This window comes from Streptomyces sp. NPDC002773 (assembly GCF_040295605.1).
GTDB lineage: Bacteria > Actinomycetota > Actinomycetes > Streptomycetales > Streptomycetaceae > Streptomyces.
In genome coordinates this window covers 218,533-244,086 of the sequence record NZ_JBEOVO010000007.1, presented here as the reverse complement: position 1 = coordinate 244,086, position 25,554 = coordinate 218,533, and the positions used below count along the sequence as shown (strand labels likewise).

Sequence of the window (25,554 nt, the reverse complement as noted above, 5' to 3'; positions counted from 1 at the left end):
CGACCACATCGACCGCATCGACCGCTTCGACCGCTTCGACCGCTTCGACCGCTTCGAACGAGAGGGACTCCCGTGTCGCACCCCGAACCCGCCGCGCCCACCGCCCGCTTCACCCTCGACCCCGACTTCACCGTCGGCCCGGTCGACCCACGCCTCTTCGGCTCCTTCGTCGAGCACCTCGGGCGCTGCGTCTACACCGGGATCCACGAGCCCGGACACCCCGCCGCCGACGAGGACGGGCTGCGCACCGACGTCCTGGAGCTCGTGCGAGAGCTGGGCGTCACCGCGGTCCGCTACCCCGGCGGCAACTTCGTCTCCGGCCACCGCTGGGAGGACGGCGTCGGCCCCGTCGACGAGCGCCCGCGCCGCCTCGACGCCGCCTGGCGCTCCACCGAGACCAACCGCTTCGGCCTGAGCGAGTTCATCGCCTTCCTGCGGAAGGTCGGCCCCCAGACGGAGCCCATGATGGCGCTCAACCTCGGGACCCGGGGCGTCACCGAGGCGATGGACCTCGTCGAGTACGCCAACCACCCCGGCGGCACCGCGCTCTCCGACCGGCGCATCGCCCACGGCGACAAGGACCCGTTCGGCATCCGCATCTGGTGTCTGGGCAACGAGCTGGACGGCACCTGGCAGACCGGGCAGAAGACGGCGGAGGAGTACGGCCGGCTCGCCGCGCAGACCGCCCGCGCCCTGCGCCAGATCGACCCCGGTCTCGAACTCGTCGCCTGCGGCAGCTCGGCGCGCGGACTGCCGACCTTCGCCGCCTGGGAGGCGACCGTCCTCGCGGAGACGTACGACGTCGTCGACCACGTCTCGCTGCACGCCTACTACGAGGAGGTGGACGGCGACCGCGACTCCTTCCTCGCCTCCGCCGTCGACATGGAGGCCTTCATCGAGGAGGTCGTCGCCACCTGCGACCACGTCGGCGCCCGGCTGAAGTCGGCGACGAAGCTCACCCTGTCCTTCGACGAGTGGAACGTCTGGTACCAGCGCCGGCCCAACCCGCATCCGGTGGAGGACTGGCAGGAGGCCCCGCGGCTCCTGGAGGACGTCTACACCGTCACCGACGCCGTCGTCTTCGGCACGCTCCTGATCGCCCTGCTCCGCCACGCCGACCGGGTCGCCGTGGCCTGTCTCGCCCAGCTCGTCAACGTGATCGCCCCGATCATGACCGAGCCCGGCGGCCCCGCCTGGCGCCAGACCACCTTCTTCCCCTTCGCGCAGGCCTCGCGGTACGGCCGGGGGACGGTCCTCGACGTGCGCGTCGACGCGCCGACGTACCCCACGGAGCGCTACGGGGACGTGCCGCTGCTGCACGCCACGGCCGTGCGCGGCGAGGACGGCGGTGTGACCGTCTTCGCCGTCAACCGCGGTCGGGACTCGTCGCTGCCGCTCACGGTGGCGCTGCGCGGTCTCGATCTGAGCCGGGTCGTCGAGCACAGCGTCCTCGCCGACGCGGACCCGGAGGCGCGCAACACGCTCGACGAGCCGGAGCGGGTCGCGCCGCACGCGGGGGAGGGCGCGACGCTGGTGGACGGTACGCTGCGGGCCGTCCTGGAGCCGATGTCCTGGAACGTCGTCAGGCTGGCCTGACGGCCGCTGCCCGGGCCCCTCGTTGAATCCTTTCACACGACTCGTGGCGGCTCCCGTTTCGAAGCGCTTCGAAAGTTCCTGTCCGAAGCGTTGACGTGGCTGACGAGCGACCCTACTTTGTCCCAGCAAGCGCTTTCCTGAAACGTTCTAATAACGCGCGGAGGACGAACTGTGCGTACGCGAAGCACTGTTGACCGTCGAGGTCTGCTCAAGCTCGCCGGAGGGTCCGTCGCGGCCCTCGGGCTGACCGCGGCGGGGTGCGGCACCGGCTCCGGATCCGGAGACGGCACCGTCACCATCCGATACGCGTGGTGGGGCTCCGACGACCGGGCCAAGCGGATCAACCAGTCGATCGCCCTCTTCGAGAAGAAGTATCCGAAGATCAAGGTCAAGACCGACTTCCAGCCCTACGCCGACTTCTGGAAGAAGTTCAACACCCAGGCGTCCGGCGGCAATCCGCCGGACGTCTTCCAGAACGCCATCGGCTTCCTGCGCAAGTACGACGAGAAGAACGTCCTCCTCGACCTGCGCGAGCAGGCCGAGGCCGGAAACCTCCGCCTCGAAGGGTTCCGGGCCGGTCTCGAGAAGTTCGGCGAGGTCGACGGCAAGCTGCTCGGCGTCCCCGTCGGCAGCAACTCGATGGCCCTCGTCGTCGACCGGACCGTCTTCACCAAGGCCGGGGTCGCCCCCAGGCCCGGCTGGACCTGGGACGAGTACCACGCGGCCCTCGCGAAGATCCAGGACAGCCAGGGCCGGGCCGGCGACGCGGGCCCGTACGGGATCATGTACCTGTACGACCTCTACCTCCGCCAGCACGGCAAGGCCTTCTTCACCACCTCCGGACTCGGCTTCACCGAGGCGGACCTGACCGACTGGTGGACCAAGGGGTTCGAGCGGGTGAGGTCCGGCGTCTACGCCGACCCGAGGAAGACCATCCAGGCCAAGCCCAAGTCGGCCGTCACCGCCGAACTCGCCGCCTGCGAGTTCACCTGGGACAACTTCACCGTCCGCTACGCCTCCGAGGGCAAGAGCCAGTACGGCCTCGCCCCCATCCCCACCACCGACGGCCGCAAGACCGGGCAGTACCTCGGCTCGCTCATGCTCAGCGGCTCCCGGCGCACCAAGCACCCGAAGGAGGTCGCCCAGTTCATCGACTTCATGGTCCACGACCCCGAGGTCGGGAAGATCATGGGGTACGACCGCGGAGTTCCGGCCACCAACGCCCAGTACGAGGCGTACGTGCCCGCGGACGAGGTCGGCAAGCAGATCGCCGCGTACGAGAAGCAGCTGGTGGAGTCGCGGGTCCTGGAGCCGATCACACCGCACCCGGCCGGAGCGGACGTGTGCGAGGCCGCCTTCCTGCGCCTCGCCGAGGAGATGTCCCTGGGCAAGCGGCCCGTCGCGGACGCGGTGAAGCAGTACTTCACCGAGGTGTCGACGGCGTTCGCCTCCTGATGGGCGCTGCCGTGACCACCGCGCACACGCCGGCGGCCCGCCCGGACACGGAGACCGCACCCGCGGACTCCGCGTCCGGCGGGCGCCCGCCCCGGGACCCGGGCGGCACCGCCCGGTCCCGCAGGGCCCGGCGCGAGAACCTCGCCGGCTACCTCTTCATGTCCCCCTGGATCGCGGGCTTCCTCCTGCTCACCGCGGGGCCCATGGTCGCCTCCCTGTACTTCGCCTTCACCGACTACGACCTCTTCGACGCCCCGAAGTGGATCGGCCTCGGCAACTTCACCGAGATGTTCGGCGACCCCCGCTGGCGCACCTCCGTGGAGGTGACCGGCTGGTACGTGGTGATCGGCACCCCGCTCAAGCTGGCCGCGGCGCTCGGTGTGGCCCTGCTGCTCAACCAGAGCCGACGCGGACAGGGCTTCTACCGGGCCGCGTTCTACGCGCCGTCGCTCATCGGGGCCAGCGTCTCGGTCGCCATCGTCTGGCGTGCGATCTTCTCCGACGGCGCCGCCGTCGACCGTGCGCAGCAGGTCTTCGGCATGGACGCCGGAGGCTGGATCGGCGACCCCGACCGCATCATCTACGCCCTGGTCGCGCTGACCGTCTGGCAGTTCGGCGCCCCCATGGTCATCTTCCTCGCCGGACTCAAGCAGGTGCCGCGCGAGCTGTACGAGGCGGCGGAGGTCGACGGCGCGAGCCCGCTGCGGAGGTTCTGGCACATCACCCTGCCGATGATCTCCCCCGTGCTGTTCTTCAACGTGCTCCTGGAGACCATCCACTCCTTCCAGATCTTCGGATCCGCCTACATCATCGGCAGCCAGGGCAACGCCTGCGGGCCGGCCGACGGAACGCTCGTCTACACCTGCTACCTGTACATCCAGGGCTTCGAGAACAGCCGCATGGGCCTGGCCTCCGCGATGGCCTGGATGCTGCTGCTCGCCGTCGGTCTCGTCACCGCGGTCCTGTTCTGGTCCCAGCGCCGCTGGGTGCACTACGAGGAGGCGGGCCGATGAGCCTCGCACGTACGCGCGAGCGGTCCCTGAGGCCGCGGACGGCGGCATCGATCGCCTGGCACCTCGGCGCCCTGCTCGTCCTCGCGGTCGTCCTCTACCCCGTGCTGTGGGTGATCGGCAGCTCCTTCAAACCGAACGACGAGATCGTCGGCAGCCTGGAGCTCTTCCCCACCGAACCCCTCACCGACAACTACCGGCGCCTCGCCGACGGCATCGCCGACATCCCCATCTCCACCTTCTTCGGCAACTCCCTCTTCCTCGCCGTCGGTTCGGTCATCGGCGTGGTGGTCTCCAGCTCGCTCGCCGCCTACGCCTTCGCCCGGATCGGCTTCGCCGGGCGGGGAGTCCTCTTCACCCTGATGATCGGCACCCTGCTGCTGCCGTACCACGTGCTGCTCATCCCGCAGTACGTGCTGTTCCAGAAGCTCGAACTCATCAACACCTACACGCCGTTGCTGCTCGGCAAGTACCTGGCGACGGACGCCTTCTTCGTCTTCCTGATGCTCCAGTTCATGCGCGGGCTGCCGAAGGAGCTCGACGAGGCGGCGCGGCTCGACGGCTGCGGGCACCTGCGGACGTACTGGTCGATCGTGCTGCCGCTGTGCCGTCCCGCGCTCATCACCAGCGCGATCTTCACGTTCATCAACGCGTGGAACGACTTCATGGGTCCGCTGATCTACCTCAACGAACCCGAGAAGTACACGGTCTCGCTCGGCCTGAAGATGTTCGTCGACCAGGACGGCATCGCCAACTACGGCGGCATGATCGCCATGTCGCTCGTGGCGCTCCTGCCGGTGGTCGCCTTCTTCCTCGCCTTCCAGCGGTACCTCATCGACGGCATGGCGACCTCGGGCCTCAAGGGATGAGCGGCCGTCCGCAGGGCCGCTTCCTGGCCCGGTTCGGGGTCTTCGCCGAATGCCTGCTCGTGGGGGTGTGGATCGCCGTCGCCGCGCTCCCGCTGGTGACGTTCCCGGCGGCGCTCGCCGCCGGCGCGGCGCACCTGCGGCGCTGGACGGGGGACGAGGAGAGCGGACTGGGGTTCTTCGTCGCCGACGTGCGTACGGCACTGAAGGGCGGGGGCCTGTCGGCGGGCCTCGGCTACGGCGCCGTGCTCGCCCTGGTGGCCGCCGATCTCGCGTTCGTACGGGCGCTGCCGGTGCCCGGCGGGCGGGCCGTGGGCGCCCTCGCGATCCTGGCCGCGCTGTGGTTGACGGTCGCCCTCCTGCGGGCGGCCACGGCCTGGCGCCCGGACCTGCGCTGGCGCGCCCTCCTCGGCCCGGCGGCCCGCCGCGCGCTGCGCGACCCGGCGGGCTCCCTCCTGGTCGTCTGCGGCCTCGCGGTGATCGTCGCGTCAGCCTGGTTCTCCGCCCCACTGGCCCTGCCGGCCCTGGGCATCCTGGTCGCGGCGACGCTGGCGACGGAACGCCGAGGCGCCCTAACGGGCGCCTGAACCCCCCGTTGCGGGCATTCGTTCCGCCAGCCCGGAGCCCACCCGCCGGGGACGGCGCCCCCTGCCGGGCCTTGGCTTCCGCGCCTGAACCCGCACCACAGGTGCGGCGCACAGGGGGGTGCGGGCCCAGGCACAAGGGGCGGAGGCGCCGCCAAGGGCGCCGTCCCGTGTGCCCACCCGTCCCGCCCCGCGGGACGGCTGCCCACACGGAGTGGGCGGCGGCCGACCGACGTGGCCCCGTCCCCCATACCTTCCGCTTCCGCACGCATGCCATCCGCATGCCCACGAAAGGAGTTCCCGTGTCCTCCCTCCCCCGCCGCTCCCTCCTCAAGGCCGCCGCCGTCGCCGGCGCCGCCGCGCAGTTCAGTTGGGTCCTCGGGCGCGAGCAGGCGCAGGCCGCCCCGGCCGCCCCGCCCGCCGAGGGGCGGCCCGCGACCGTCACCTGGCTGGAGCCCGGCGGGCTAGGCGCCGCCGGCGGTTCGACGTTCGGCGCCGCCTGGCCCAAGGGAGCCCACCCCGGCGACCAGGCCTTCGCGCTCACCGCCGCGGACGGCACGCCCGTCCCCGTACAGACCTGGACCACCGCCCGCTGGCCCGACGGCTCCCTCAAGTGGACCGCGCACGCCGTCGGGCCGGACGCCGCCGGGACCGAGCGCTTCACCCTGGCGCCCGGCGCCCCCGCCGCCCCCGCGAAGACCGTCTCCGTCACCGAGACCGGCCGCCGCATCACCGTCGACACCGGCACCGTCCGGGCCGTCGTCTCCAAGGACGGCGGGAAGCTCGTCGAGTCCGTCACCCGCGACGGAGTGAAGATCGCCACCGACGGACGGCTCGTCCTGCTCCGCCAGAGCGACCTCGACGACGGCGACCAGGGCAACGCCAAGTGGGAGCGGTTCGACGGCGAGATCTCCGGCGCCGTCGTCGAACAGACCGGCCCCGTCCGCGCCGTGGTCCGCATCGACGGCAAGCACCGCAAGGGCAGCCGCAGCTGGCTGCCGTTCTCCGTCCGCCTCTACTTCCACGCGGGCTCCGAGTCCTTCCGCATGGTCCACACCATCACCTACGACGGCGACCAGCAGAAGGACTTCATCCGCGGCCTCGGCGTCCGCTTCACCGTCCCCATGCGCGACGCCGCCTACGACCGGCACGTCCGCATCGCCGGCGAGGGCGCCGGATTCCTCACCGAGGCCGTCCAGGGCGTCACGGGACTGCGCCGCGACCCCGGTGCCGCCGTCCGCACCGCGCAGGTCAAGGGCGAGAAGCTGCCCGACCCCGCCACCTGGGACCAGCGCGTCACCACCCGCATGCAGTACGTCCCCACCTGGGGCGACTACACCCTCGCCCAGCTCTCCGCCGACGGCTTCGCCCTCCGCAAGCGCACCAAGCCCGGCCACGGCTGGATCCCCGCCGGCGGCGGCCGCCGCGCGAGCGGCTTCGGTTACGTCGGGGGCGTCACCGGCGGACTCTCCTTCGGGCTCCGCGACTTCTGGCAGAAGCACCCCGCCCAGCTCGACATCAGGAACGCGGCCGGCGACGAGGCCGAGGTCACCCTCTGGCTCTGGTCGCCCGAGGCCCAGCCCATGGACCTGCGCTTCTATCACGACGGCATGGGCCAGGACGCCTTCCCCGAGCAGCTCGAAGGCCTCAACATCACCTACGAGGACTACGAACCCGGCTTCGGCACCCCCTACGGCATCGCCCGTACCAGCGAGCTGGTGTTCTGGGCCAACGCCGCCACCCCCACCGCCGCCGCCCTCGTCGCCCAGGCCGCCGCCGTCCGCACCCCGCCGCAGTTGGCCGTCAGCCCCGAGGACCTCGTCCGCGCCCGGGTGTTCGGCGGGCTCTTCTCCCCGGTCGACCGCTCCACCCCCGCCAAGGCGAAGATCGAGGACCACCTCGACTACCTCTTCACCTACTACAAGGACCAGGCCGAACAGCGCCGTTGGTACGGCTTCTGGGACTACGGCGACATCATGCACACCTACGACGAGGACCGGCACCAGTGGCGGTACGACGTCGGCGGCTACGCCTGGGACAACTCCGAACTCTCGCCCGACCTGTGGCTCTGGTACGCGTATCTCCGCTCCGGCCGCGCCGACGTCTTCCGCTTCGCCGAGGCCATGACCCGCCACACCGGCGAGGTCGACGTCTACCACCTCGGCCAGTGGGCCGGCCTCGGCACCCGCCACGGCGTCCAGCACTTCGCGTGCAGTGCCAAGCAGCAGCGCATCTCCACCGCCGTCTACCGCAGGCCCTACTACTTCCTCACCGCCGACGAACGCGTCGGCGACCTCATGCACGACCTCGTCGACTCCGACGAGACCTTCCTCGTCCTCGACCCCATCCGCAAGATCCGCACCGAGCCCTACACCCCCGACCGCAACGCCCTCTCCATCGGCTTCGGCACCGACTGGAGCGGCCTCGCCGCCGCCTGGCTCACCGAGTGGGAGCGCGGCGGCCCCAAGGCCGCCAAGGCCGAGGCCCGGCTGCGCTCCACCATGGAGACCATCGCGGCCCAGCCCAACGGCTTCGTGCAGGGCACCGGCCTCTACGACCTCGACACCGGCCGTTTCGCCGTCGCGTCCGAACCCGTCGTCGGCGTCTCCCACCTCTCCGCCATGTTCGGTCTGGTCGAGATGTGCGCCGAACTCATCGACCTCGTCGACCTGCCGGACTTCAAGGCGGCCTGGCTCGACTACTGCCGCTACTTCAACGCCTCCAAGACCGAACAGGCCGCCCGGTACGGCAAGAACTTCGGCACCCTCCTCCTCTTCCAGGGGCACTCCCGCCAGGACGCCTACGCCGCCGCCCAGCTGAACGACACCAAGCTCGCCCAGCGCGCCTGGGCCAAGTTCGACAGGAGCGACGGCTACACCGCCGCTATGGTCTGGGACAAGACCCCCGTCCAGGGCTCCGCCGCCCTCGAACCGGGCTACGAGCACCTGTGGATCAGCACCAACACCACGGCCCTCTACGGCCTGGCCGCCATCCAGAACCTCGCCCTCGTCGGCGACCACCTGCCCGCGTGACCACCGGAGGCCCCACGATGAGAAGGACCGCACTCCTCGCCGCCGCGGCGACCCTGCTCGGCACTCTCGCAGCCGCCCCCACCGCCCACGCGGACAGCCCGAACGGCTCCTACGGCTCCTACGGGCAAGGTCTCGACCAGTGCGCGCCCGCCGCCGGCGGGACCCTCGCCTGCCACTTCGACGTGGCCCCCGGCACGTACGAAGTCTCTGTAGTCCTCGGTGGTGACGAAGTCGGGTCCACCGCCGTCGCCGGTGAGACCCGGCGCGCCCTGGTGGCCGAGACCGCGACCGGGGCCGGGCAGCGGGTCCGCCGTACGTTCACCGTGGACGTACGGAATCCGGAGGGCGAGCCCACCGGGCCCACCGGAAACCCCGGCCTCGACCTGGTCCTCGGGGGCTCCGCCCCGCGCGTGACCTCGCTCCGGGTCACCCCCGCCCCCGGGGCCCGGCGGCTCTTCCTCGTCGGCGACTCGACGGTCTGCGACCAGCCCGGCGACCCGTACACCGGCTGGGGGCAGCTGCTCCCCGTCCATCTGAAGCAGGGGATCGCGGTCGCCAACCACGCCGACTCCGGCGAGAGCACCGTCACCTTCCTGGCGAACCCGGCCCTCTTCGACCGGGTCGAGACCGCGATCCGGCCCGGCGACCCCGTCCTGATCCAGCTCGCCCACAACGACAAGCAGACGGACGCGGCCACCTACCGGGCCAATCTGACGACCCTGGTCGAGCGGGTACGGGCCCGGGGCGGCGAACCGGTCCTCGTCACCCCGATCGTCCGCCGCTGGTTCAACGCCGACGGCACCCTGAACAACGGCACCGCCCTGCTCGTCAACGGCCTCGGCGTGGACCACCCCGCCGAGATCCGCGCCCTCGCCGGCTCCCTCGGCACCCCGCTGATCGACCTCACGGCCCTCACCAAGGCACGGGTCGAGCAGCTGGGCGCCGAGGCGTCCAAGGCGCTGTACCTGACGGCGGAGAAACGGGACAACACCCACACCTCGGTCCGCGGGGCCACGGAGTACGCGGCCCTCGTCGCGGCGGAGTTGCGGGCCCGAGGAATCGTCTCCGAGCGTCTGCTCCGGTAGGCCGAGGGACCGGGGAGTGTCCTTCATGGACGCCCTGGCCGGAACCCACCTACCATGCCGGTGATCACCGCCGCCGTGACGCTCCACGGCGGCGTCACCGTATCCCGGGGGGGATGTCATGGACGCCTACAACGTGCCGGTCGGACCGGCAGCCGTGCGGGGCCCGCGCTTCAGGTTCCGCAACCCGATCGGACCTGCGCTCGTCGTCCAGTCGCTGATAGCCACCCAGGCCCTCACCGACGTCTACATCATGGCGAGCGGCGGCGAGGACTCGCCCTGGCTCGCCGAGGACATGGTCCCGTTTCCGGCCGTGCTCCAGGTGTCGTGCTGGATCGCGTTCATCGTCTGGTTCTTCCGCGTCCGCAGCAACGCCGAGGTCCTCGCCCCGGGCAGCCACAAGTACCCGGTGGGCTTCGCCATCGGCGCCTGGGCCATCCCGCTCGCCATGTGGTGGCTGCCGCGCCGCATCACCCTCGACATCCACCGGGCCGGCGGCCCGTCCCGCGACGCCTGGCTGATCAACGCCTGGTGGCTCGTCTGGCTCGCCGACGGCCCGCTCTCGGTCGCCTTCCACTTCCTGGTCCTCGACCACTTCGACTACCGCAACCCGGTCGACCAGAGCCTCAACATCCTCGCCGCGATCCTCGCGATCGCGGTCATCCGCCGGGTGACCGCCGCGCAGCCGGCCGGGCCGCTGCCGTACTTCAACATGACCTGAGCCCCGGCCCCCCGCCGGAGGACCGGGGCACACCGTCAGCCGAGCGGGGTAAAGGCGAGGGAGAAGGCGGCCGGTGCCGCGTCGAGCCGGTGCCCGGGCAGCACGCCAGGTCCGCAGGACTGGGAGCCGATGCCGTGCTGGGCGTGGTCCAGGTTCAGCCACAAGGTGTCCCCCGGCACCAGGTCGGGGCGGTGCGCCGCCGCGTCCAGCTGCTCGGTGGTCCAGCGGCGGGCGGTGAACCAGAAGGCCGGCTCGCCCCCGATCCGTACCCCCGCGCTCCCGTCGGAGAGTTCCAGCCACCTCGTGTCGATCCGGGCGCCGTTCTCCTGCGGACGCACGTACGGCGTCTGGAGCCCGGCGACGGTCGACTCCCACCGGCCCAGCCGGGCGGCCGCCCTCGTGTCCGGGTACGCCTCACCGGGCCCACCCCCGTACCAGACCACCCGGTCGAGGGCGGCGGGCAGACCGAGCCTGACCCCGAGCCGGGGGAGCGGCACCGGCCACCCGCCCTCGGGGACCACCTCGACGTCGAGGCGCAGCGCCGTGCCGTCCGAGGTCCAGCGGTACGTGACGCCCAGGCCGAAGTCCCGGGCCGCGGGCGCCACCCGCGACCGTACGGTCAGGGTGTCCCCGGCGGTGCTCACCCCGTCGGTGCGGTGCCGCATCCGATGCAGGCCGAGCTCGCGCCAGAGCGGCCCGTACCGGACGTCGGGCTGCCAGGGCGCGCCCTCGTCGTTGTCGGTCGGCGCCCGCCAGACGTCGAGCCGGAGCCCGGTGACGGGCAGGGCGCCGAGGGTGAGCGGTTCGCCCGTGCGGGCGTCGAAGACACCGGGGCCGAGGGTGGTCCGGTCCGCCGCCGGGGCAGGACGGGCGCCGGTGAGGGCACGGAGCCGGGGCGCCGGGGCGGTGGTAGCCGGAATCTGCCCCCAGGCCACCTCGTGCCCGGCCGGCGCCCAGGCCGTGTCGTGGGCGAGGACGGCCCGTACCGTCCACACCGCCTCCGTGCCTGCCGGAGACGCGGGCGGCTCGGGCAGGTCGACCCGCGCGCTCTGCCCCGCGGCGAGCGCGGGCACCTCGAACGGGCCCTCGGCGAGGACCTCGCCGTCGGCCAGGAAGGACCAGGTGAAGGCGAGATGGGCGAGATCGGAGACATCATGGCCGTTGGTCACCGCGACCGTGCCCGGCTCCTCCCCGGGAGCGATCCGGACCGGCTCGATCACCTTCTTGTACTCGACGAGCCCCGGCGAAGGCGTCCGGTCGGGGAAGAGCAGCCCGTCGCAGACGAAGTTCCCGTCGTGCAGCTCCTCACCGAAGTCCCCGCCGTAACCGTGACCGTGGACGGGGTGGACGAGACCGTGGTCGATCCACTCCCAGACGAAACCGCCCTGGCAGCGCTCGTACCTCTCGAAGAGCCGCTGGTACGCGGCCAGTCCGCCGGGACCGTTGCCCATGGCGTGCGCGTACTCGCAGAGGACGAAGGGGAGTCGGCGCCGGGCCTCGGGGCCCTCGTCGGCACGCCGGCCGATCTCCTCGACCTCCGCGTGCGAGGGGTACATCCGCGAGTAGACGTCGGTGTCCGCGCAGGAGCGGTCGCCCTCGTAGTGCACGAGCCGGGACGGGTCGCGGTCGCGGATCCACTCCGCCATCGCGGTCAGTCCGGCGCCGGTGCCGCACTCGTTGCCCAGCGACCACAGGACGACCGAGGGGTGGTTCTTGTCCCGTTCGACGAGCCGGGCGGCCCGGTCGAGCAGGGCGGGGGTCCAGCGCGCGTCGTCGACCGGGTTGCCCCGCCACGCCAGCTCCTCGAAGCCGTGGGTCTCCAGGTCGCCCTCGTCGATCACCCAGAGCCCGTACGTGTCGCAGAGGTCGAGGAACGCGGGGTGCGGCGGGTAGTGGGAGGTGCGGACGGCGTTGATGTTGTGGCGCTTCATCAGCTCGACGTCCTCGCGCATGGTCGCGAGGTCGAGGGCGCGCCCGCGCTCCGGGTGGAACTCGTGCCGGTTCACGCCCCGGAAGAGGATCCGGCGCCCGTTGGCCTTGAGGACGCCGTCCTCGACGTACACCGAGCGGAAACCGATCCGCAGCGGGATCCGCTCGCCGCCGGCCGTGAGTTCGCCCTCGTACAGACGGGGGACCTCGGCGCTCCACGGCTCGACCGGGACGGTGGCGCTCTCGCCGGTCGCGAGGTCGAGCCCCAGCTCCGGCACGCGCACCCGGCCCGGCACGTCGCAGTCGACGCGCAGACCGCCCGTGCCCGGGACGTGGTCGTACGAGGCGTGGACGAAGAAGTCGCCGGGAGCGCCCTCCGGCCGGTGCAGCAGCGTCACGTCACGGAAGACGCCCGGCAGCCACCACTGGTCCTGGTCCTCCAGGTAGGAGCCGGAGGACCACTGGTGGACGCGGAGGGCGAGGACGTTGTCCCGTGCCTCCAGGAGGTGCCCGACGGCGAACTCGTGGGCGAGCCGGGAGCCCTTGAAGTCGCCCAGCTCCGTGCCGTTGAGCCAGACCCGGGCGCAGGACTCGACGCCGTCGAGGCGGAGCACCGCCCCGCCCTCCGCCGGCCAGTCGGCGGGCAGGTCGAAGCGGCGCAGATGGTCGCCGGTCGGGTTCTCGGCGGGGACGCGGGGCGGGTCGACGGGGAAGGGGTAGAGCACGTTGGTGTAGGCGGGGCCGCCGAACTCCTTGCCCTGGAGCACCCAGTGGCCCGGTACCGCGACCGTTCCCCAGCCGCTCGCGTCGAAGTCCGCGGCGGCGAAGGACTCGTCCTCGGCGCCGGCGGTGGGGGAGAGGCGGAAGGCCCAGTCGCCGTTCAGGGAGAGGGCGGGGGCGTCGGAGCGGGCGTACCAGGCGCGGGGCGGGAGCGTGCCGCGGTCGGGGGAGACGTCTTCGTACCAGGGCAGGGCGGACATGGTCCTCCTGTCGGAGAGGGTGGGGGCAAGGAGAGAGAGGGACGCTCGACGGCGCCGAAAGCGCTTGCCGCTCGCTGTTCATCCCAGCGCGCGGGACGGCCCCGCACAACCCCGCCCGGGCACCGGACCCTTGGACTCTTCACGGCCCACCTGGACAGCCCGACGAGCGGCCGCTTAGGGTCGGGGTCCGCATCACCGACGGGCACCGGACGCCCGGAACACCGGGAACAGCCGAGGAGCGCGCACGTGGTCACCCTCGCCGATGTCGCCCGCCACGCCGGGGTCTCGGCCAGCACCGTCAGCTACGTGCTGAGCGGCAAACGCTCCATATCCGCGCCCACCCGCGAGCGGATCCAGCACAGCATCGACACCCTCGGCTACCGGCCGCACGCCGGCGCCCGCGCGCTGGCCAGTAGCCGGACCGGCATCATCGCCCTGATGATGCCGCTCCGCACCGGCCTCTACGTGCCGGTCCTGATGGAGATTGCGATGGCCGTCACCACCACGGCCCGCGCCCACGGCCACGACGTCCTGCTGCTCACCGGCGAGGAAGGCCCCGAGGCCGTCCGCCGCGTCGAGGGCAGCGCCATCGCCGACGCCATGATCGTCATGGACGTCGGGATCGACGACCCCCGGCTCCCCTGCCTCCGGGCGGCCGAGCGGCCCTCCGTCCTCATCGGACTCCCCGGCGAAACGGCGGAAGCCGCCCAAGCCGTCGACGGAGCCGCCGGACTCGACTGCGTCGACCTCGACTTCGAGGCCGCCGGAGCCCGCTGCGTCGACCACCTCGCCGGCCTCGGCCACACCCGGATCGCCGTCCTCGGCGAACCACCCGCCGTCTACGCACGCGGTACGGGCTTCGCCGCCCGCACGCTCACCGGACTGCGCGCCGCCGCCGAAGCCCACGGCGCCGGGCTGCTCCACCGGCCCGTCGAAGGCACCTACGCGGCCGTCGCCGCCGCCGTCACCCGGATCTTCGAGGAGCGGCCCGGCACCACGGGCCTCGTCGTCCAGAACGAGGCCGCCGTCGAACCGCTGCTCGCGTTCCTGCGCCACCGGCGCCTCGCCGTCCCCGAGGACGTCTCCGTCGTCGCCATCTGCCCCGACCAGGTCGCGGTCCACGCCTCCGTACCGCTCACCGCCGTCGCCGTACCCGCGCGGGAGATGGGGCGGCTGGCCGTCGAGCGCCTCGTCCGACGGCTCGCGGGGAACGGCCCGGGAGGTACGGAGCTCATCGCGCCCCACCTCACCGCGCGCGCCAGCACGGGCCCCGCCTCCTCTCCCCGCACCCCCTTCACCGAGGACCGTCGTGGTCACGGCGGACACTGAACCCGGCGACAGCGCGGCGGAGTTCCGGGCCTTCTTCGAGCGCCACTACGCCGAACTCGCCCGCCTCGCCCATCTGCTGACCGGCGAGACCGACGCCGCCGACGACCTGGCCGCCGACGCCATGCTCGCCCTCTGGCACCGCTGGGACCGGGTCCGGGCCGCCGACCACCCCGCCGCCTACGCCCGGGGCGTCGTCGCCAACCTCGTCCGCACCCGGATCCGGGGCACCGTCCGCGAGCGGCGCCGGATCGCCGCCTTCTGGGACCGGCGGCCCGACCACACCGAGGACCCCGACGTCCCCGCCGTCGTCGACGTCCGGGTGGCGCTGCGCGCCCTGCCGTTCCGCAAGCGCGCCTGTGTCGTCCTCCGGCACGCCTTCGACCTCTCCGAACGCGACACCGCCCTCGCCCTCGGCGTCTCCGTCGGTACGGTCAAGAGCCAGACCGCCAAGGGCATGGCGGAACTCCAGCGGTTGCTCGGCCCCCGGGCCGCCTCCGAACTCGCCGCGGGAAGGCGCTGATGGACGAGACACGGCTCCGCCGCGAGCTGCGGGAGGCGGCGCTCGCGCACCGGCCCGACCACGCCCGGATCCTCGCCCGGGTGGAACGCGGCCTCGCCGTGCCCGGTCCTGCGACCCGGCCGCCCCGGCCGGCGGGCCGGTGGAGCGGCCGGCGTTGGACGGCGGTCGTGGCCGTGACCGCGGCCGTCGCCGCGGTGGTCGGCCTCGGTGGGCTCGCGGCGACCACCCTGGGGGAGCGCCCGGCCGGGCCCGCCACCACGGTGCCCGCGCCCGGCCCGACGGCGCGGGTGACCGCGTCGATCGACCCCGGCAGCAACCGCTGGTGGGCGCAGAACGATCTCGCCCTGACGACGGACACCCCGGTCGGCGGGCTCACCGTCGAACTGCGGATCGCCCGCACCCCCGGGGTGGTGAGCACGGGCCACTGGCGCACCCGCCCCGCCGAGGACTTCACCGTGACGGCGACCGAGGAGACCGGCGCCCTGGTCTACCGCTGGACCCTGAAGCCGGGCCGTACGGTCCCGCCGGGCCCCCATGTCTTCGCGGGCCAGTACAACCACGCCGAAGGGGTACGGGACGCCTCGGCCGACACGTACACCATCGTCCTGACCGGCCCCGACGGCGGCCGGACCACGCTGCGGGGCGGCTTCGGGGCGGCCGCGAAGTGAGCGGCCGGGCGCGGACGCGGGGCCGTCACGCCCCCGTCGTGGAGCCGGGCCGGACGATCATCAGGACGACGACGACCGCCCAGAGGACGTTGAAGACGCCGGTGAGCATCGCGAGACGGGACGCCGTGGGCCGCGCCTCCTCCTCCGTCGACGTGCCCTCGGCCAGGGCGAGCAGGCGCCGCTGGCCGGGCAGGACGGCGAGCCCGAGGAGGGCCGCGGCGACCGTCGTCAGGACGAGCGAGGCGATCAGCCAGGCGTCGGTCAGGACGCCGAGCTGGGCGCCCGTGGCGATCCCGAACACCGGCACGACGACCCCCGCGACGGCGTAGACGGAGCAGACGCGGTGCAGGAGGACGGCCGTCCCGAGTCCCTCGGGGCGGCCGTCCGGCGTCCCGCCGCGGCAGGCCCTCAGCGCGTGGCGCGGGAACATCGACGCGGCCACGGCGATCGACCCCACGGTGAGGATCGCCACGAGGACGTGGACGGACAGCAGGAACTTGGTCACGGCGAGAAGCCTCCAGCTCGGCCCGATATGTTGGCTGCCAATACGTACAGCGCCAATACATACACTGCCTACCGGTCTTGTGGGTAGGCTGCCTACCCATGAAGGCGGACGCGGTGCGAGGGCACCTGGACGGACTGTTGCTCGCGGTGCTCGAACAGGGACCGCTGCACGGCTACGCGATCATCGCCGCGGTGCAGAGCCGCAGCGGCGGCGTGCTCGAACTGCGCACCGGCACGATCTACCCGGCCCTCAACCGGCTTGAGCGGACCGGCCTCCTGAGCAGCAGCTGGCAGTCCTCGGGCGAACGGCGGCGGCGGGCCTACGAGCTGACCGACGCGGGCCGCCGCACACTGGCCGGCGAACGGACGGCGTGGAACGAGTTCACCGCCGCCATCGGCTCGGTCCTGAACCCCGTCACGCCGCCGCCCGGGCTCGCCACATGAGCGCCGCCGGGCAGGACGCCACCGGCCAGGACGCCACCGGGCAGAACGCCCCTGCCCAGGACGCCACCGACCCCGTCCGGGAGTACGTCGCGGACCTCACGGCCGCCCTCCACGGACCGCCGGCCGCCAAGGCCCGTCTTGTCGAGGAGATCCGCGGCGGCCTCCTGGACACGACCGACGCCCACGCCGACCGGGGGCTGCCCCACCACCATGCGTTCCGTGCGGCGGTACGGGAGTTCGGGTCCGTCGACGAGCTCGTACCCGGCTGCCAGCGGGAACTGACCCTCGCCCAGGCCCGGCACACCGCCCGCTCCGTCGCCCTCACCGCCCCCTTCCTGATCGCCTGCTGGTACCTGGCGGCGACCCCAGGCCCCGAACCGGCCGGTCCGGTCCCCCGCGCCGCTCAGCTCCTGGCCGTGAACGCGGCAGGCGTCGCGATCGTCGCCACCCTGCTCGCCGCCGCGGCCCTGGCCGCCACCGGCACCCTCGCCCGCCGCCTGCCCACGCCGCGCCGACTGCCGCTCGTGGTCGCCTGGACCGGAACCACCGCCGGTGTCGCCATGGCGGTCACGACGCTCGCGCTCGCCACCGCGGCCGCCCTGGCCGTGAACTGGCCCCTACTCGCCTGCGCCGGCGTCCTCGCGGCCGCCTCCCACGCCGCGGTGGCGACCTCGGCCCGCGCCTGCCGCCGGTGCGCCCGCCTGCCCGCGTAACTCTCCTTCGGCAGACGGGCAACCCTTCTTCGGTCGGTGGCGACCCAGTGGCAACCGGGAGCCGCCCCGTACCGCCCGCAACGAAGGAGCCGCACGCCGATGAGCTCGTACGACACCTCCGCGCACCCCTCCGAGCACCCCTCCCCGCACCCCCTCCGCCGCCGCGCCCTCCTCGGCGCCGCCGTCGCCGGCACCGCCCTCGCCGCCACCGCGGGCCTCACGCCCGGCACCGCGTCGGCCGCCGGGTTCGGCTGGAGCGACGACGGCGCCCAGTACGTCGTCGACACCGGCGCCGGACTCGTCCTCAAGGTCTCCAAGTCGACCGGCGACCTCACCTCCCTCGTCTACAAGGGCAAGGAGTACGAGGGCTACGGCGGCAAGCACTCGCACGTCGAGTCCGGCCTCGGCGCCTCCACCGTCACCCTCAGGCAGACCGGCTCCACCGTCCTCGTCACCGTCCTCCACGGCACGCTCCGCCACTACCTCGCCGTCCGCTCCGGCCGCAACAACGTCTACCTGTGGACCGACAAGGCCGACACGTCCTTCACGGCCACCCGCTTCATCGCCCGCGTCAAACCCGGCATCTTCCCCAACGAGGGGCCCGACTCCTGGGTCGAGGGCGCCGACACCGTCATCGAGGCCGGGGACGTCTGGCAGCGCGCCGACGGACACACCAGGTCCAAGCACTACTCCGGCGTCCGCGTCATGGACTACGACCACATCGGGTACACCACCGGGAGCGTCGGCCTGTGGATGGTCCGCTCCAACCACGAGAAGGCATCCGGCGGGCCCTTCTACCGTTCCCTGCTCCGCCACTCCAACGAACTCGGCGTCGGCCTGTACGAGATCCTCCATTACAACCAGTCCCAGACCGAGCCGATGCGCTTCGGCCTCCAGGGTCCCTATCTGCTCGCCTTCACCGACGGCGGTACCCCCGACCCCGCACTCTTCGCCGCGAACCACGACACCTCGTGGGTGGACGGCCTCGGCATCCCCGGCTGGGTCGGGGCCGCCGGCCGGGGCAGGGTCGCGGGCGTCGGACTCCAGGGCATGGCGGCCGGACACGCGTACACCGTCGGCTTCGCCAACGCCGACGCCCAGTACTGGGCCCGCGCCGCCACGGGCACCGGCGCCTTCTCCTGCCGGGGGATGCTCCCCGGCACGTACACCCTCACCGTGTACAAGGGCGAACTCGCCGTCCACACAAGCTCGGTGTCCGTGGCCGCCGGCGCCGCCACCGCCCTCCACACGATCACCCTCACCAACGACCCGAGCACCGCGCCCGCGCTCTGGCGGATCGGCGACTGGGACGGCACCCCCGGCTCCTTCAAGAACGCCGCCCTCATGACGTACGCCCACCCCGCCGACGTCCGGGCCGCACCCTGGACCGGGAACGTCGTCCTCGGCGGCGGAGACGTGTCCGCCGCCTTCCCCTGCTACCTGTGGAAGGGCGTCAACGACGGCGTCCTCGTGTACTTCCGGCTCACCGCTGCCCAGGCCGCCGCCGCACACACCCTGCGGATCGGGGTCACCACGGCCTTCCTCAACGGCCGCCCCCAGGTGACCGTCAACGACTGGGCCTCCGCCGTCCCCTCGCCGCCCGCCCAGCCCTCGACCCGGTCGCTGACCAACGGCTCCTACCGGGGCAACAACCACACCTTCACGTACGTCGTCCCGGCGAGCGCCTGGAAGACCGACCCCAGCCAGTACAACGTGCTCCGACTGAACGTCGTCAGCGGGTCCTCCGGCACCGGCTTCCTCAGCCCCGGCACCGCGATCGACTGCGTCGACCTGCTGCCCTGACCACAGGAGCCGGTAGCCGGTAGCCCTCGCATTGACATCGTCACTGCGTGAATCGTCATGATCTTGGTGTTGGTGCCGTCCAGGTCCCCGATGCCAAGCTCGGTCCATGGACATCTTCAAGACGACGCACGGTGCGGTGCGGGGCTTCCGGGCCTCCGCCGACGTCGTCGCCGCGCTCGGCATCCCGTACGCCGCACCGCCGTTCGGCGCCCGCCGGTTCCGGGAGCCCGCCCCCGCCACCGTGTGGGCGGGCGTGCGGGACTGTACGGCCTTCGGCCCCGTCGCCCCGCAGTCGGCGGAGCTGCCCGGCGCCCCCGTGTGGTCGCCGGGCGACGAGGACATCCTCACCGTCAACATCTGGACGCCGGTTCCCGACGGAGGCGGCCTGCCCGTCCTGGTCTGGATCCACGGCGGCGCCTACACCTTCGGTTCCTCGGCCCAGCCCGACTTCGACGGCGCCGCGCTCGCCCGCGCCGGTCTGGTCGTGGTCACCCTCAACTACCGCATCGGCTTCGAGGGTTTCGGCCACGTCCCCGCCGACGGGGCCACCGCCCACCCCGACAACCGGGGCCTGCTCGACCAGGTCGCGGCCCTGCGCTGGGTGCGGGAGAACATCGCCGCGTTCGGCGGCGACCCCGGCAACGTCACGCTCGCCGGCCAGTCGTCGGGGGCCGCCTCGGTCGCCTGCCTCCTGGTGATGGACCGCGCCCGCGGCCTCTTCCACCGGGCCATCGCCCACAGCCCCGCCAGCCCCTGCTACCCGCGCGACATCGCCGCCGCGACCACCCGCGAAGTGGCCGCGGCGGCCGGCTGCCCCGCCACGCCCGAAGGGCTGACGTCCGCTTCCCCGCAGGCCCTGGTCCTCGCGTCCGACCAGGTGGTCGACGCCTACCGGCGGGACCCCGCGTCCGGGTCCCGGCACTACGACCCCTCGCTCTACGCCCCCGTCCTCGACGGCGACGTCCTGCCCACCGACCCCCTCACCGGGGTGGCCGAGGGACGGACCGGGGGAGTGGACCTGCTCGTCTGCCACACCACGGAGGAGTACCGCCTGCTCGACGCCGTCGGCAGCAGCGCGAAGGTCACCACCGAGGAGCAACTGGACCGCTTCGCCGCTGACTTCGGGCTCCCCGACGGTCTGGTGGCCGGTTACCGTACCGCGCTGCCCGGAGCGCCGGTGCTCGACGTCTACCTCGCCGTCTTCGGCGACCTCCTGTTCGCGGAGTACGCCCACCGGCTCGCCGAGGTGCACGCCCGCGCCGGCGGCCGGGCGTTCCTCGCCCGCTTCGACCGCCGGCGCACCGGCCCCGAGGGGCTCGTCCGGGCCTGGCACTGCGCCGACATCCCCTTCGCCTTCGGCAACGTCGACGACGAGCACCTCGCCTTCCTCATCGGCGGCGCCCCCACCCCCGAGGACCACCGGCTCGCCGACCGCATGGTGCGCGCGTGGGCCGACTTCGCCGCCACCGGAGACCCCGGCTGGCCGGCGGTCGACGACTCCGCCACCCACGCCCGGACATGGAGCACTGCCGACACCCCCGCCGCCGACGTCGCTGCCGCTCCCCGCGCCCTGTGGGCCGTGGCCCGCTTCCCGCTCCTGCGCCCGTGAACGGGAAACCACCGGGCCCCCGCACAGAGGCCCGGTGGTGGGACGGTCCCGTCAGGGGCAGGGCCTCCGGGGCGTCCAGTCGCCCAGGTACACCGCCGCCGTCGCCCGCGCAGCGCCCGCGGGCGCGAGCTGGGGCCGGTTCTCCGGAACGGTGATCCGGGCGCCCGGCCCTGTGTTGCGGTACTCGGCGAAACGTTGCGCCTGCCAGGGATGGGCGTCCCGCATGTTCGCGTACGGGATGGCGGCGTCGACACCCGCGCCGAGGACGCTGTCCCGGACGACGAGCGACGGCCAGGCGGTCTGGTCCGAACTCGGGACCCACGGCCGGGCCAGCTTGTAGTAGCCGTCCGGGGCCGAGCTGCTGACCCGGCAGCGGGCGGCGAGGAACCCGTACGGGTTCGCCCGGGCCGTGGACGGGGCGAACACGAAGCCGTGCGGCGCCGACGCCAGGTCCGGGCGGAGCAGCGTCCGGAAGTGGCAGTGCTCGAAGACGGCCGTGGCCCTGCCGAAGACGAAGTCGACGTCACCCTCCACGTAGCAGTGGGCGAAGTACTGGCGGGCGAAGGCGGACAGGGCCGTGGAGTCGGCGTACAGGGTGTCCTGGTGACCGAGGAAACGGCAGTGGAAGAAGGCCGACCGGTCGCCCTGCACCTTGAGGGCGACCGCCTGGGTGCCGGGGTTCCCGGGCAGGTCCGTGCGGAGGAAGTCGTTGGCGAAGGTGACCCCCTGCGCGGTGAAGCCGTCGGCCTGGACGGTGGTCGTGGCGGAGCCGGAGGTGCCGTACGTGCCGCCCTCCGGCCGGGGCGTCCCGGCGGCGTTGTCGTACACCACGGCGACGTCCCGGGGGTCGCCGCTCGCGCCGATCCAGGTCATGCCGGTACGGGAGGCACCGACGGCGACCGTCTCCCGGTACGTGCCGGGGGCGAGCACCAGGGTCCAGCCGGGCCCGTCGGCGGCGGTGACCGCCGCCTGGACCGTGGTGTGGTCGCCGAGACCGCCGGGGTGCACGTACAGCGTCCGCCCGGTGAGCCTGGCGGCGGGCGAACCGAACCGGCCGAAGGGTCCGCGGTGCGGCCGGGGCGAGGCCGCGGCGGGTGCGGCCGGCAGGGCGAGGGCGAGCGCGGCTCCGGCGCCGCCGAGGAGCAGGGAGCGGCGTCCTGGGACGGCTCCGGTGGAGTGCGAGGGCATACGGGTCCTCCTGGAGTGGGGAAGCTCAGCGGGAACGGCCGGCGCCCGCGCCGAGACCGACGAGCCAGGGCACGGCCCTCGGGTGGTCGACCCGGGTGCGCAGGACGGGCGTCCAGCCCGCGTCGGCCCGCAGCAGCTCCTCGGGGAACTGCGTGTTGTGGACGGCGAGGAGGTCCACCGGCCTGCCGTTCACGTAGTTGCCCGTGGTGGTGACGGGCGCGTCCTTCCACTTCTTCAGGATCTTCCCGGCCGGCACCCCCTCGGCCAGCGTGAACGCGTTCCTCTCCGCGACGAGTTGGGACTCCTGCCCGATGCCGAGGCTGTACGCGTAGGTCGGACTCGGCACCACGAAGTGGTTGTTGTACGCGTCGACCTGACCGAACCGGACCCGGGGCGCCCGCTCGATCACGTTCTTGAAGAGGTTGTGGTGGAGGGTGACCCGCAGCTTCCCCCGGTCGGTGGCGCCCGCGCTGTCGCTGTTGCCGATCATCAGGGTCTTGTCGTGGTCGGTGAACACGTTCCAGGAGACCGTGACGAGGTCCGCGCCCCGCACCACGTCGAGCTCACCGTCGTGCTGCTGGTACACCTCCCCGTAGTACGAGGGCAGCGAACTGTCCGGGTGGGCGCCGTCGGTGAACGTGTTGTGGTCGATCCACACATGGGTGGAGCCGTACACGACGAGGCTGTCGTACTCGGAGTTCCACGCCCCGGTCGCGCCGTCCGTCGGGTCCCACTGCGGGAAGCAGTCGAGCGGGCTCTCCAGGGTGAGGTCGCGGATCACGACGTTGTCGACGGCCTGCACCTGGAGGCTGCCGCCGGTGATCCCGGCGTGCCCGCCGACACCGGTGATGGTGGTGTTCGACGGCACCTTGACCTTGATGGCCTGGCCCTGGGCGGTCGCGGACGCGGCCCGCAGGTCCTCCTGGGGGCCGCTGACCTCGTTCTCGTACCCCCAGACGGCCGGGTCGTAGTCGGCGAGGTAGCGGGCGAAGTCGTAGCCGGGGGCCTCGAAGGCGGCGCAGCCGGCGGCGGTGGCGTTCAGCGTGCCCACCACCTTGACGATCCTCGGCTCGGTGCCGGGCACGGCGAGCGCGGCCCGGAACTCCTCCCAGGTGGTGACGGTGAAGACCCGGGAGGCGTCGGCGGCGGCCCCGCCGGTGGTGCCGGTGCCCGCGGACGCCCAGCCGTCACCGGCCGGCAGGGTCGCGCGGGCCGGGTCGGCGCCGGGGCGGTGACCGGAGTGCGCACCGGCCGCGGGGGCGGTGACCGTCAGGGCGAGCGCGGTCGCGGCCACCACTCCCAGCTGCTTGCGTCGGTTCATGGACGGCTCTCCTCGGCATCGGGCCAGGTGATCAAATCGGTGGGGATCTCGTCGTCCAGGCGGCGCGTCTCACGCGGCGCGAGGACATGGGTGCGGAGCAGCTCGGCGGCGACCAGACGGGCCACCTCGATCGCGCCCGGCGGGTTGAAGTGGGTGTTGTCCTGCTCGGTCGCGGTCCAGTTGAAGTACGTCTTCGTGGCCTCGGGGCCGAGCCGCTGCCACAGCGCGAGCGACAGCGCCTCGACGTCGAGGAGCGGGACGTCCGACGCGCGGGCGGTCTCCCGCATCGCCGCCGGGTAGGCGCCGTGCGTCCGCAGCGCGGTGCCGTCGGCGCCGAACTTCCGCCGCTCCACGGAGGTGGCGAGCACCGGGAGGGCGCCCCGGGACCGCGCGCCCTCGACGAAGACCCGCAGGTTGTCCTGGTAGGTCGTCCACGGTTCGGTGTAGCGGGTGGGGTCGGCGGTCTTCTGGTCGTTGTGGCCGAACTGGACCAGGAGCAGGTCGCCGGGCCGTATCGCCGTCAGGATCGCGTCGAGGCGTCCCTCGTCGAGGAAGCTCTTGGTGCTGCGCCCGTTGACGGCGTGGTTGGCGACCCGTACGCCCCGGTGCAGGAAGAAGGGGAGGGCCATGCCCCAGCCGGTCTCGGGCGCGGCGTCGGCGTACTTCTGGGCGGCCGTGGAGTCGCCCGCGAGGAAGAGGGTGCGCATACGGGGGTGTCCTTGGGAACGGGCCGTGGGGGCCCCGGCCAGGGCGAGCGCGAGGCCCGCCCCGGCCGTGACCACCGCGCGGCGGCCTACGCTCACGGGTTCTGCTGCTTCCACTCGGCCTGCGCCGTGTTCAGCTGCTCGGCCAGGTGGTCGAGGAACGCCTTGGCGGTGGACGTGCCGAGCAGCACCTTCTGGAAGCCGGACTCGTTCTCGGCCTTGGAGATGCTGTTCCAGTCCGGCAGGTAGTACGGCAGCTCCACGATGGTGGCCTCGCCGCTGAAGAGGACCTCCGCGCCCAGCTTGGTCGGCTCGGACTCCTTGAGCCACGGGTCCTTGGCGGCGTCCGTGTTGGCGGGGATGGCGCCGGCCGACTTGTTCCACTTGCTGTTGGAGGCGTGCGAGGCCGCGAACTCGATGAACTTCCAGGCGGCGGCCTTGTTCTTGCTCGTGGAGAACAGGCCGAGACCGTCGACCGGGTTGGAGACCTGCACCCGGGTCCCGTCGTCGAGCGTCGGGTTCGGGATGCCGCGGAACTTGTCCGTGCCGAGCGCCTTCACATGGTCCTGGTAGGAGCCCAGGTTGTGGTTCAGCATGCCGATCTCGCCGCTGTCCCACTGGGCGACCATCTTGGTGAAGTCGTTGTTGACGTCGGCGGCCGGGGTGGTCCTCTTGAACAGGCCGGCGTACTTCTCCAGGGCCGCCACGTTCTTCGGGTCGTTGACGGTGGTCTTCTCGCCGTTCCAGAAGCTGGTGATGCCGCTCTGGCCGTACATGGCGTCCAGGGCCTGCGCGATCGAGCCCGCGCCGCCGCGGATCGTGTAGCCGAAGCGGTTCTTGTCGGCGGCGGTCAGCTTCTCGGCCGCCGCGTAGAACTTCGACCAGGTGGACGGCTCCGGCAGACCGGCCGCCTTGAACAGGTCGGTGCGGTAGTAGAGGACGCCGTTGCTGGCGGAGGTGGGGACGGTGAACAGCTTGTCCTGACCGCCCGCCGCCGTGACGCTCGTGACCATGGCGGTGTTCAGCTTGCCCTTGAGCGAGCTGGCCTCGATACGGGCGTCCAGCGGCTCCAGGGCGTTCTGCGCGGCGATCCCCGCGAGCATCGCCGCGCCGACGCCGCCCACGTCCGGCAGGCCACCGCCCTGGATCGCGGTGTCGTACTTGGACTGGACCTCCTTGGAGGCGATCCCGACGTACTCGACGTCGATGTCGGGGTTCGCCTTCTCGAAGTCCGCGATGATCTCCTTCCAGACGTCGGTGCGGACACCGCCGTTGTTGTCCCAGAAGGTGATCTTTCCCTTGCCCGATCCCTCGGTGCCCTTGCCGCCCGCGCCGCTGCCGTCGTCACCGCAGGCGGTGGCGGTCAGGGCGAGGACACCGGACAGGGCGAGGGCGAGGGCGGCTCTGCGCCGTCCGCCGGGGAAGATGGTCATCGTCGGCTCTCTTCTCTCGGGGTGTTGCGGGGACTTGCGGGGGATGGGACGAAATGTGGGGGA

The 25,554-nt window shown here is 72.6% G+C and carries 21 protein-coding genes; 15 read left to right on the top strand and 6 right to left on the bottom strand.

Annotated elements, in window-relative coordinates; translation table 11 throughout:
* Positions 1-72: 72 nt before the first annotated feature.
* The 8 genes from arfA to ABT034_RS12555 all read left to right on the top strand — a co-directional run bounded on the left by arfA (position 73) and on the right by ABT034_RS12555 (position 10,346).
* A complete protein-coding gene (arfA, locus tag ABT034_RS12590; RefSeq protein WP_351214161.1) occupies positions 73-1,596 on the top strand; it encodes an arabinosylfuranosidase ArfA in 1,524 nt (507 codons plus the stop codon).
* Positions 1,597-1,767: 171 nt separating this feature from the next.
* Complete coding sequence (locus tag ABT034_RS12585) at positions 1,768-3,051, top strand: ABC transporter substrate-binding protein (protein WP_351214159.1); 1,284 nt, start codon at positions 1,768-1,770, stop codon at positions 3,049-3,051.
* Complete coding sequence (locus ABT034_RS12580; protein ID WP_351214157.1) at positions 3,051-4,064, top strand: carbohydrate ABC transporter permease; 1,014 nt, start codon at positions 3,051-3,053, stop codon at positions 4,062-4,064. Before ABT034_RS12585 ends, ABT034_RS12580 begins: the two co-directional genes overlap by 1 nt.
* Complete coding sequence (locus ABT034_RS12575) at positions 4,061-4,930, top strand: carbohydrate ABC transporter permease (RefSeq protein ID WP_351214155.1); 870 nt, start codon at positions 4,061-4,063, stop codon at positions 4,928-4,930. Before ABT034_RS12580 ends, ABT034_RS12575 begins: the two co-directional genes overlap by 4 nt.
* A complete protein-coding gene (locus ABT034_RS12570; RefSeq protein ID WP_351214153.1) occupies positions 4,927-5,514 on the top strand; it encodes a hypothetical protein in 588 nt (195 codons plus the stop codon). The genes ABT034_RS12575 and ABT034_RS12570 overlap by 4 nt, the downstream gene beginning before the upstream one ends.
* A 299-nt stretch (positions 5,515-5,813) precedes the next feature.
* Positions 5,814-8,543 (top strand): exo-rhamnogalacturonan lyase family protein, encoded by a 2,730-nt coding sequence (locus ABT034_RS12565; protein ID WP_351214151.1) that lies wholly within the window; start codon positions 5,814-5,816, stop codon positions 8,541-8,543.
* 17 nt (positions 8,544-8,560) lie between these two features.
* Complete coding sequence (locus ABT034_RS12560) at positions 8,561-9,628, top strand: rhamnogalacturonan acetylesterase (protein WP_351214149.1); 1,068 nt, start codon at positions 8,561-8,563, stop codon at positions 9,626-9,628.
* 118 nt (positions 9,629-9,746) lie between these two features.
* On the top strand, positions 9,747-10,346 hold the full coding sequence (locus tag ABT034_RS12555; protein ID WP_351214147.1) for a DUF4328 domain-containing protein: 600 nt from the start codon (positions 9,747-9,749) through the stop codon (positions 10,344-10,346).
* A gap of 35 nt (positions 10,347-10,381) precedes the next feature.
* Here the strand turns inward: ABT034_RS12555 and ABT034_RS12550 are convergent, their stop codons facing one another.
* Entirely contained in the window at positions 10,382-13,255 is a 2,874-nt protein-coding gene (locus tag ABT034_RS12550; RefSeq protein WP_351214145.1) for a glycoside hydrolase family 2 TIM barrel-domain containing protein, read from the bottom strand.
* Between the two features lie 246 nt (positions 13,256-13,501).
* Here ABT034_RS12550 and ABT034_RS12545 point away from each other — a divergent pair, with 246 nt between their 5' ends.
* Genes ABT034_RS12545 through ABT034_RS12535 form a run of 3 tightly spaced genes read left to right on the top strand, consistent with a single transcriptional unit; the run spans position 13,502 to position 15,772 of the window.
* Positions 13,502-14,584: a LacI family DNA-binding transcriptional regulator gene (locus ABT034_RS12545; protein WP_351214143.1), complete on the top strand. Its 1,083-nt coding sequence runs from the start codon at positions 13,502-13,504 to the stop codon at positions 14,582-14,584.
* Complete coding sequence (locus tag ABT034_RS12540) at positions 14,565-15,104, top strand: SigE family RNA polymerase sigma factor (RefSeq protein WP_351214141.1); 540 nt, start codon at positions 14,565-14,567, stop codon at positions 15,102-15,104. Before ABT034_RS12545 ends, ABT034_RS12540 begins: the two co-directional genes overlap by 20 nt.
* Entirely contained in the window at positions 15,104-15,772 is a 669-nt protein-coding gene (locus ABT034_RS12535; protein ID WP_351214139.1) for a hypothetical protein, read from the top strand. The genes ABT034_RS12540 and ABT034_RS12535 overlap by 1 nt, the downstream gene beginning before the upstream one ends.
* A gap of 25 nt (positions 15,773-15,797) precedes the next feature.
* Here ABT034_RS12535 and ABT034_RS12530 read toward each other — a convergent pair whose 3' ends face one another.
* The gene (locus ABT034_RS12530; RefSeq protein ID WP_351214137.1) at positions 15,798-16,277 is read right to left on the bottom strand and encodes a DUF2786 domain-containing protein; all 480 of its coding nucleotides are present in this window, start codon (positions 16,275-16,277) and stop codon (positions 15,798-15,800) included.
* Positions 16,278-16,375: 98 nt separating this feature from the next.
* On the opposite strand from ABT034_RS12530, the gene ABT034_RS12525 reads away from it, so the two are divergent.
* The 4 genes from ABT034_RS12525 (at position 16,376) to ABT034_RS12510 (ending at position 20,845) form a co-directional block, all read left to right on the top strand.
* Complete coding sequence (locus tag ABT034_RS12525) at positions 16,376-16,720, top strand: PadR family transcriptional regulator (RefSeq protein WP_351214135.1); 345 nt, start codon at positions 16,376-16,378, stop codon at positions 16,718-16,720.
* Positions 16,717-17,433: a permease prefix domain 1-containing protein gene (locus ABT034_RS12520; protein WP_351214133.1), complete on the top strand. Its 717-nt coding sequence runs from the start codon at positions 16,717-16,719 to the stop codon at positions 17,431-17,433. Before ABT034_RS12525 ends, ABT034_RS12520 begins: the two co-directional genes overlap by 4 nt.
* A gap of 99 nt (positions 17,434-17,532) precedes the next feature.
* Positions 17,533-19,236: a rhamnogalacturonan lyase B N-terminal domain-containing protein gene (locus ABT034_RS12515; protein WP_351214131.1), complete on the top strand. Its 1,704-nt coding sequence runs from the start codon at positions 17,533-17,535 to the stop codon at positions 19,234-19,236.
* 106 nt (positions 19,237-19,342) lie between these two features.
* Positions 19,343-20,845, top strand: a complete 1,503-nt coding sequence (locus ABT034_RS12510) for a carboxylesterase/lipase family protein (RefSeq protein ID WP_351214129.1) — start codon at positions 19,343-19,345, stop codon at positions 20,843-20,845.
* A gap of 51 nt (positions 20,846-20,896) precedes the next feature.
* On the opposite strand, the gene ABT034_RS12505 is transcribed toward ABT034_RS12510, so the two are convergent.
* The 4 genes from ABT034_RS12505 to ABT034_RS12490 are packed head-to-tail and all read right to left on the bottom strand — an operon-like array spanning position 20,897 to position 25,491.
* Positions 20,897-22,033: a pectinesterase family protein gene (locus tag ABT034_RS12505; RefSeq protein ID WP_351214127.1), complete on the bottom strand. Its 1,137-nt coding sequence runs from the start codon at positions 22,031-22,033 to the stop codon at positions 20,897-20,899.
* A 25-nt stretch (positions 22,034-22,058) separates the two neighbouring features.
* The gene (locus tag ABT034_RS12500; RefSeq protein WP_351214125.1) at positions 22,059-23,354 is read right to left on the bottom strand and encodes a pectate lyase family protein; all 1,296 of its coding nucleotides are present in this window, start codon (positions 23,352-23,354) and stop codon (positions 22,059-22,061) included.
* On the bottom strand, positions 23,351-24,157 hold the full coding sequence (locus ABT034_RS12495) for a rhamnogalacturonan acetylesterase (RefSeq protein ID WP_351214123.1): 807 nt from the start codon (positions 24,155-24,157) through the stop codon (positions 23,351-23,353). Before ABT034_RS12495 ends, ABT034_RS12500 begins: the two co-directional genes overlap by 4 nt.
* Complete coding sequence (locus ABT034_RS12490) at positions 24,154-25,491, bottom strand: ABC transporter substrate-binding protein (protein WP_351214121.1); 1,338 nt, start codon at positions 25,489-25,491, stop codon at positions 24,154-24,156. Before ABT034_RS12490 ends, ABT034_RS12495 begins: the two co-directional genes overlap by 4 nt.
* Positions 25,492-25,554: the final 63 nt, after the last annotated feature.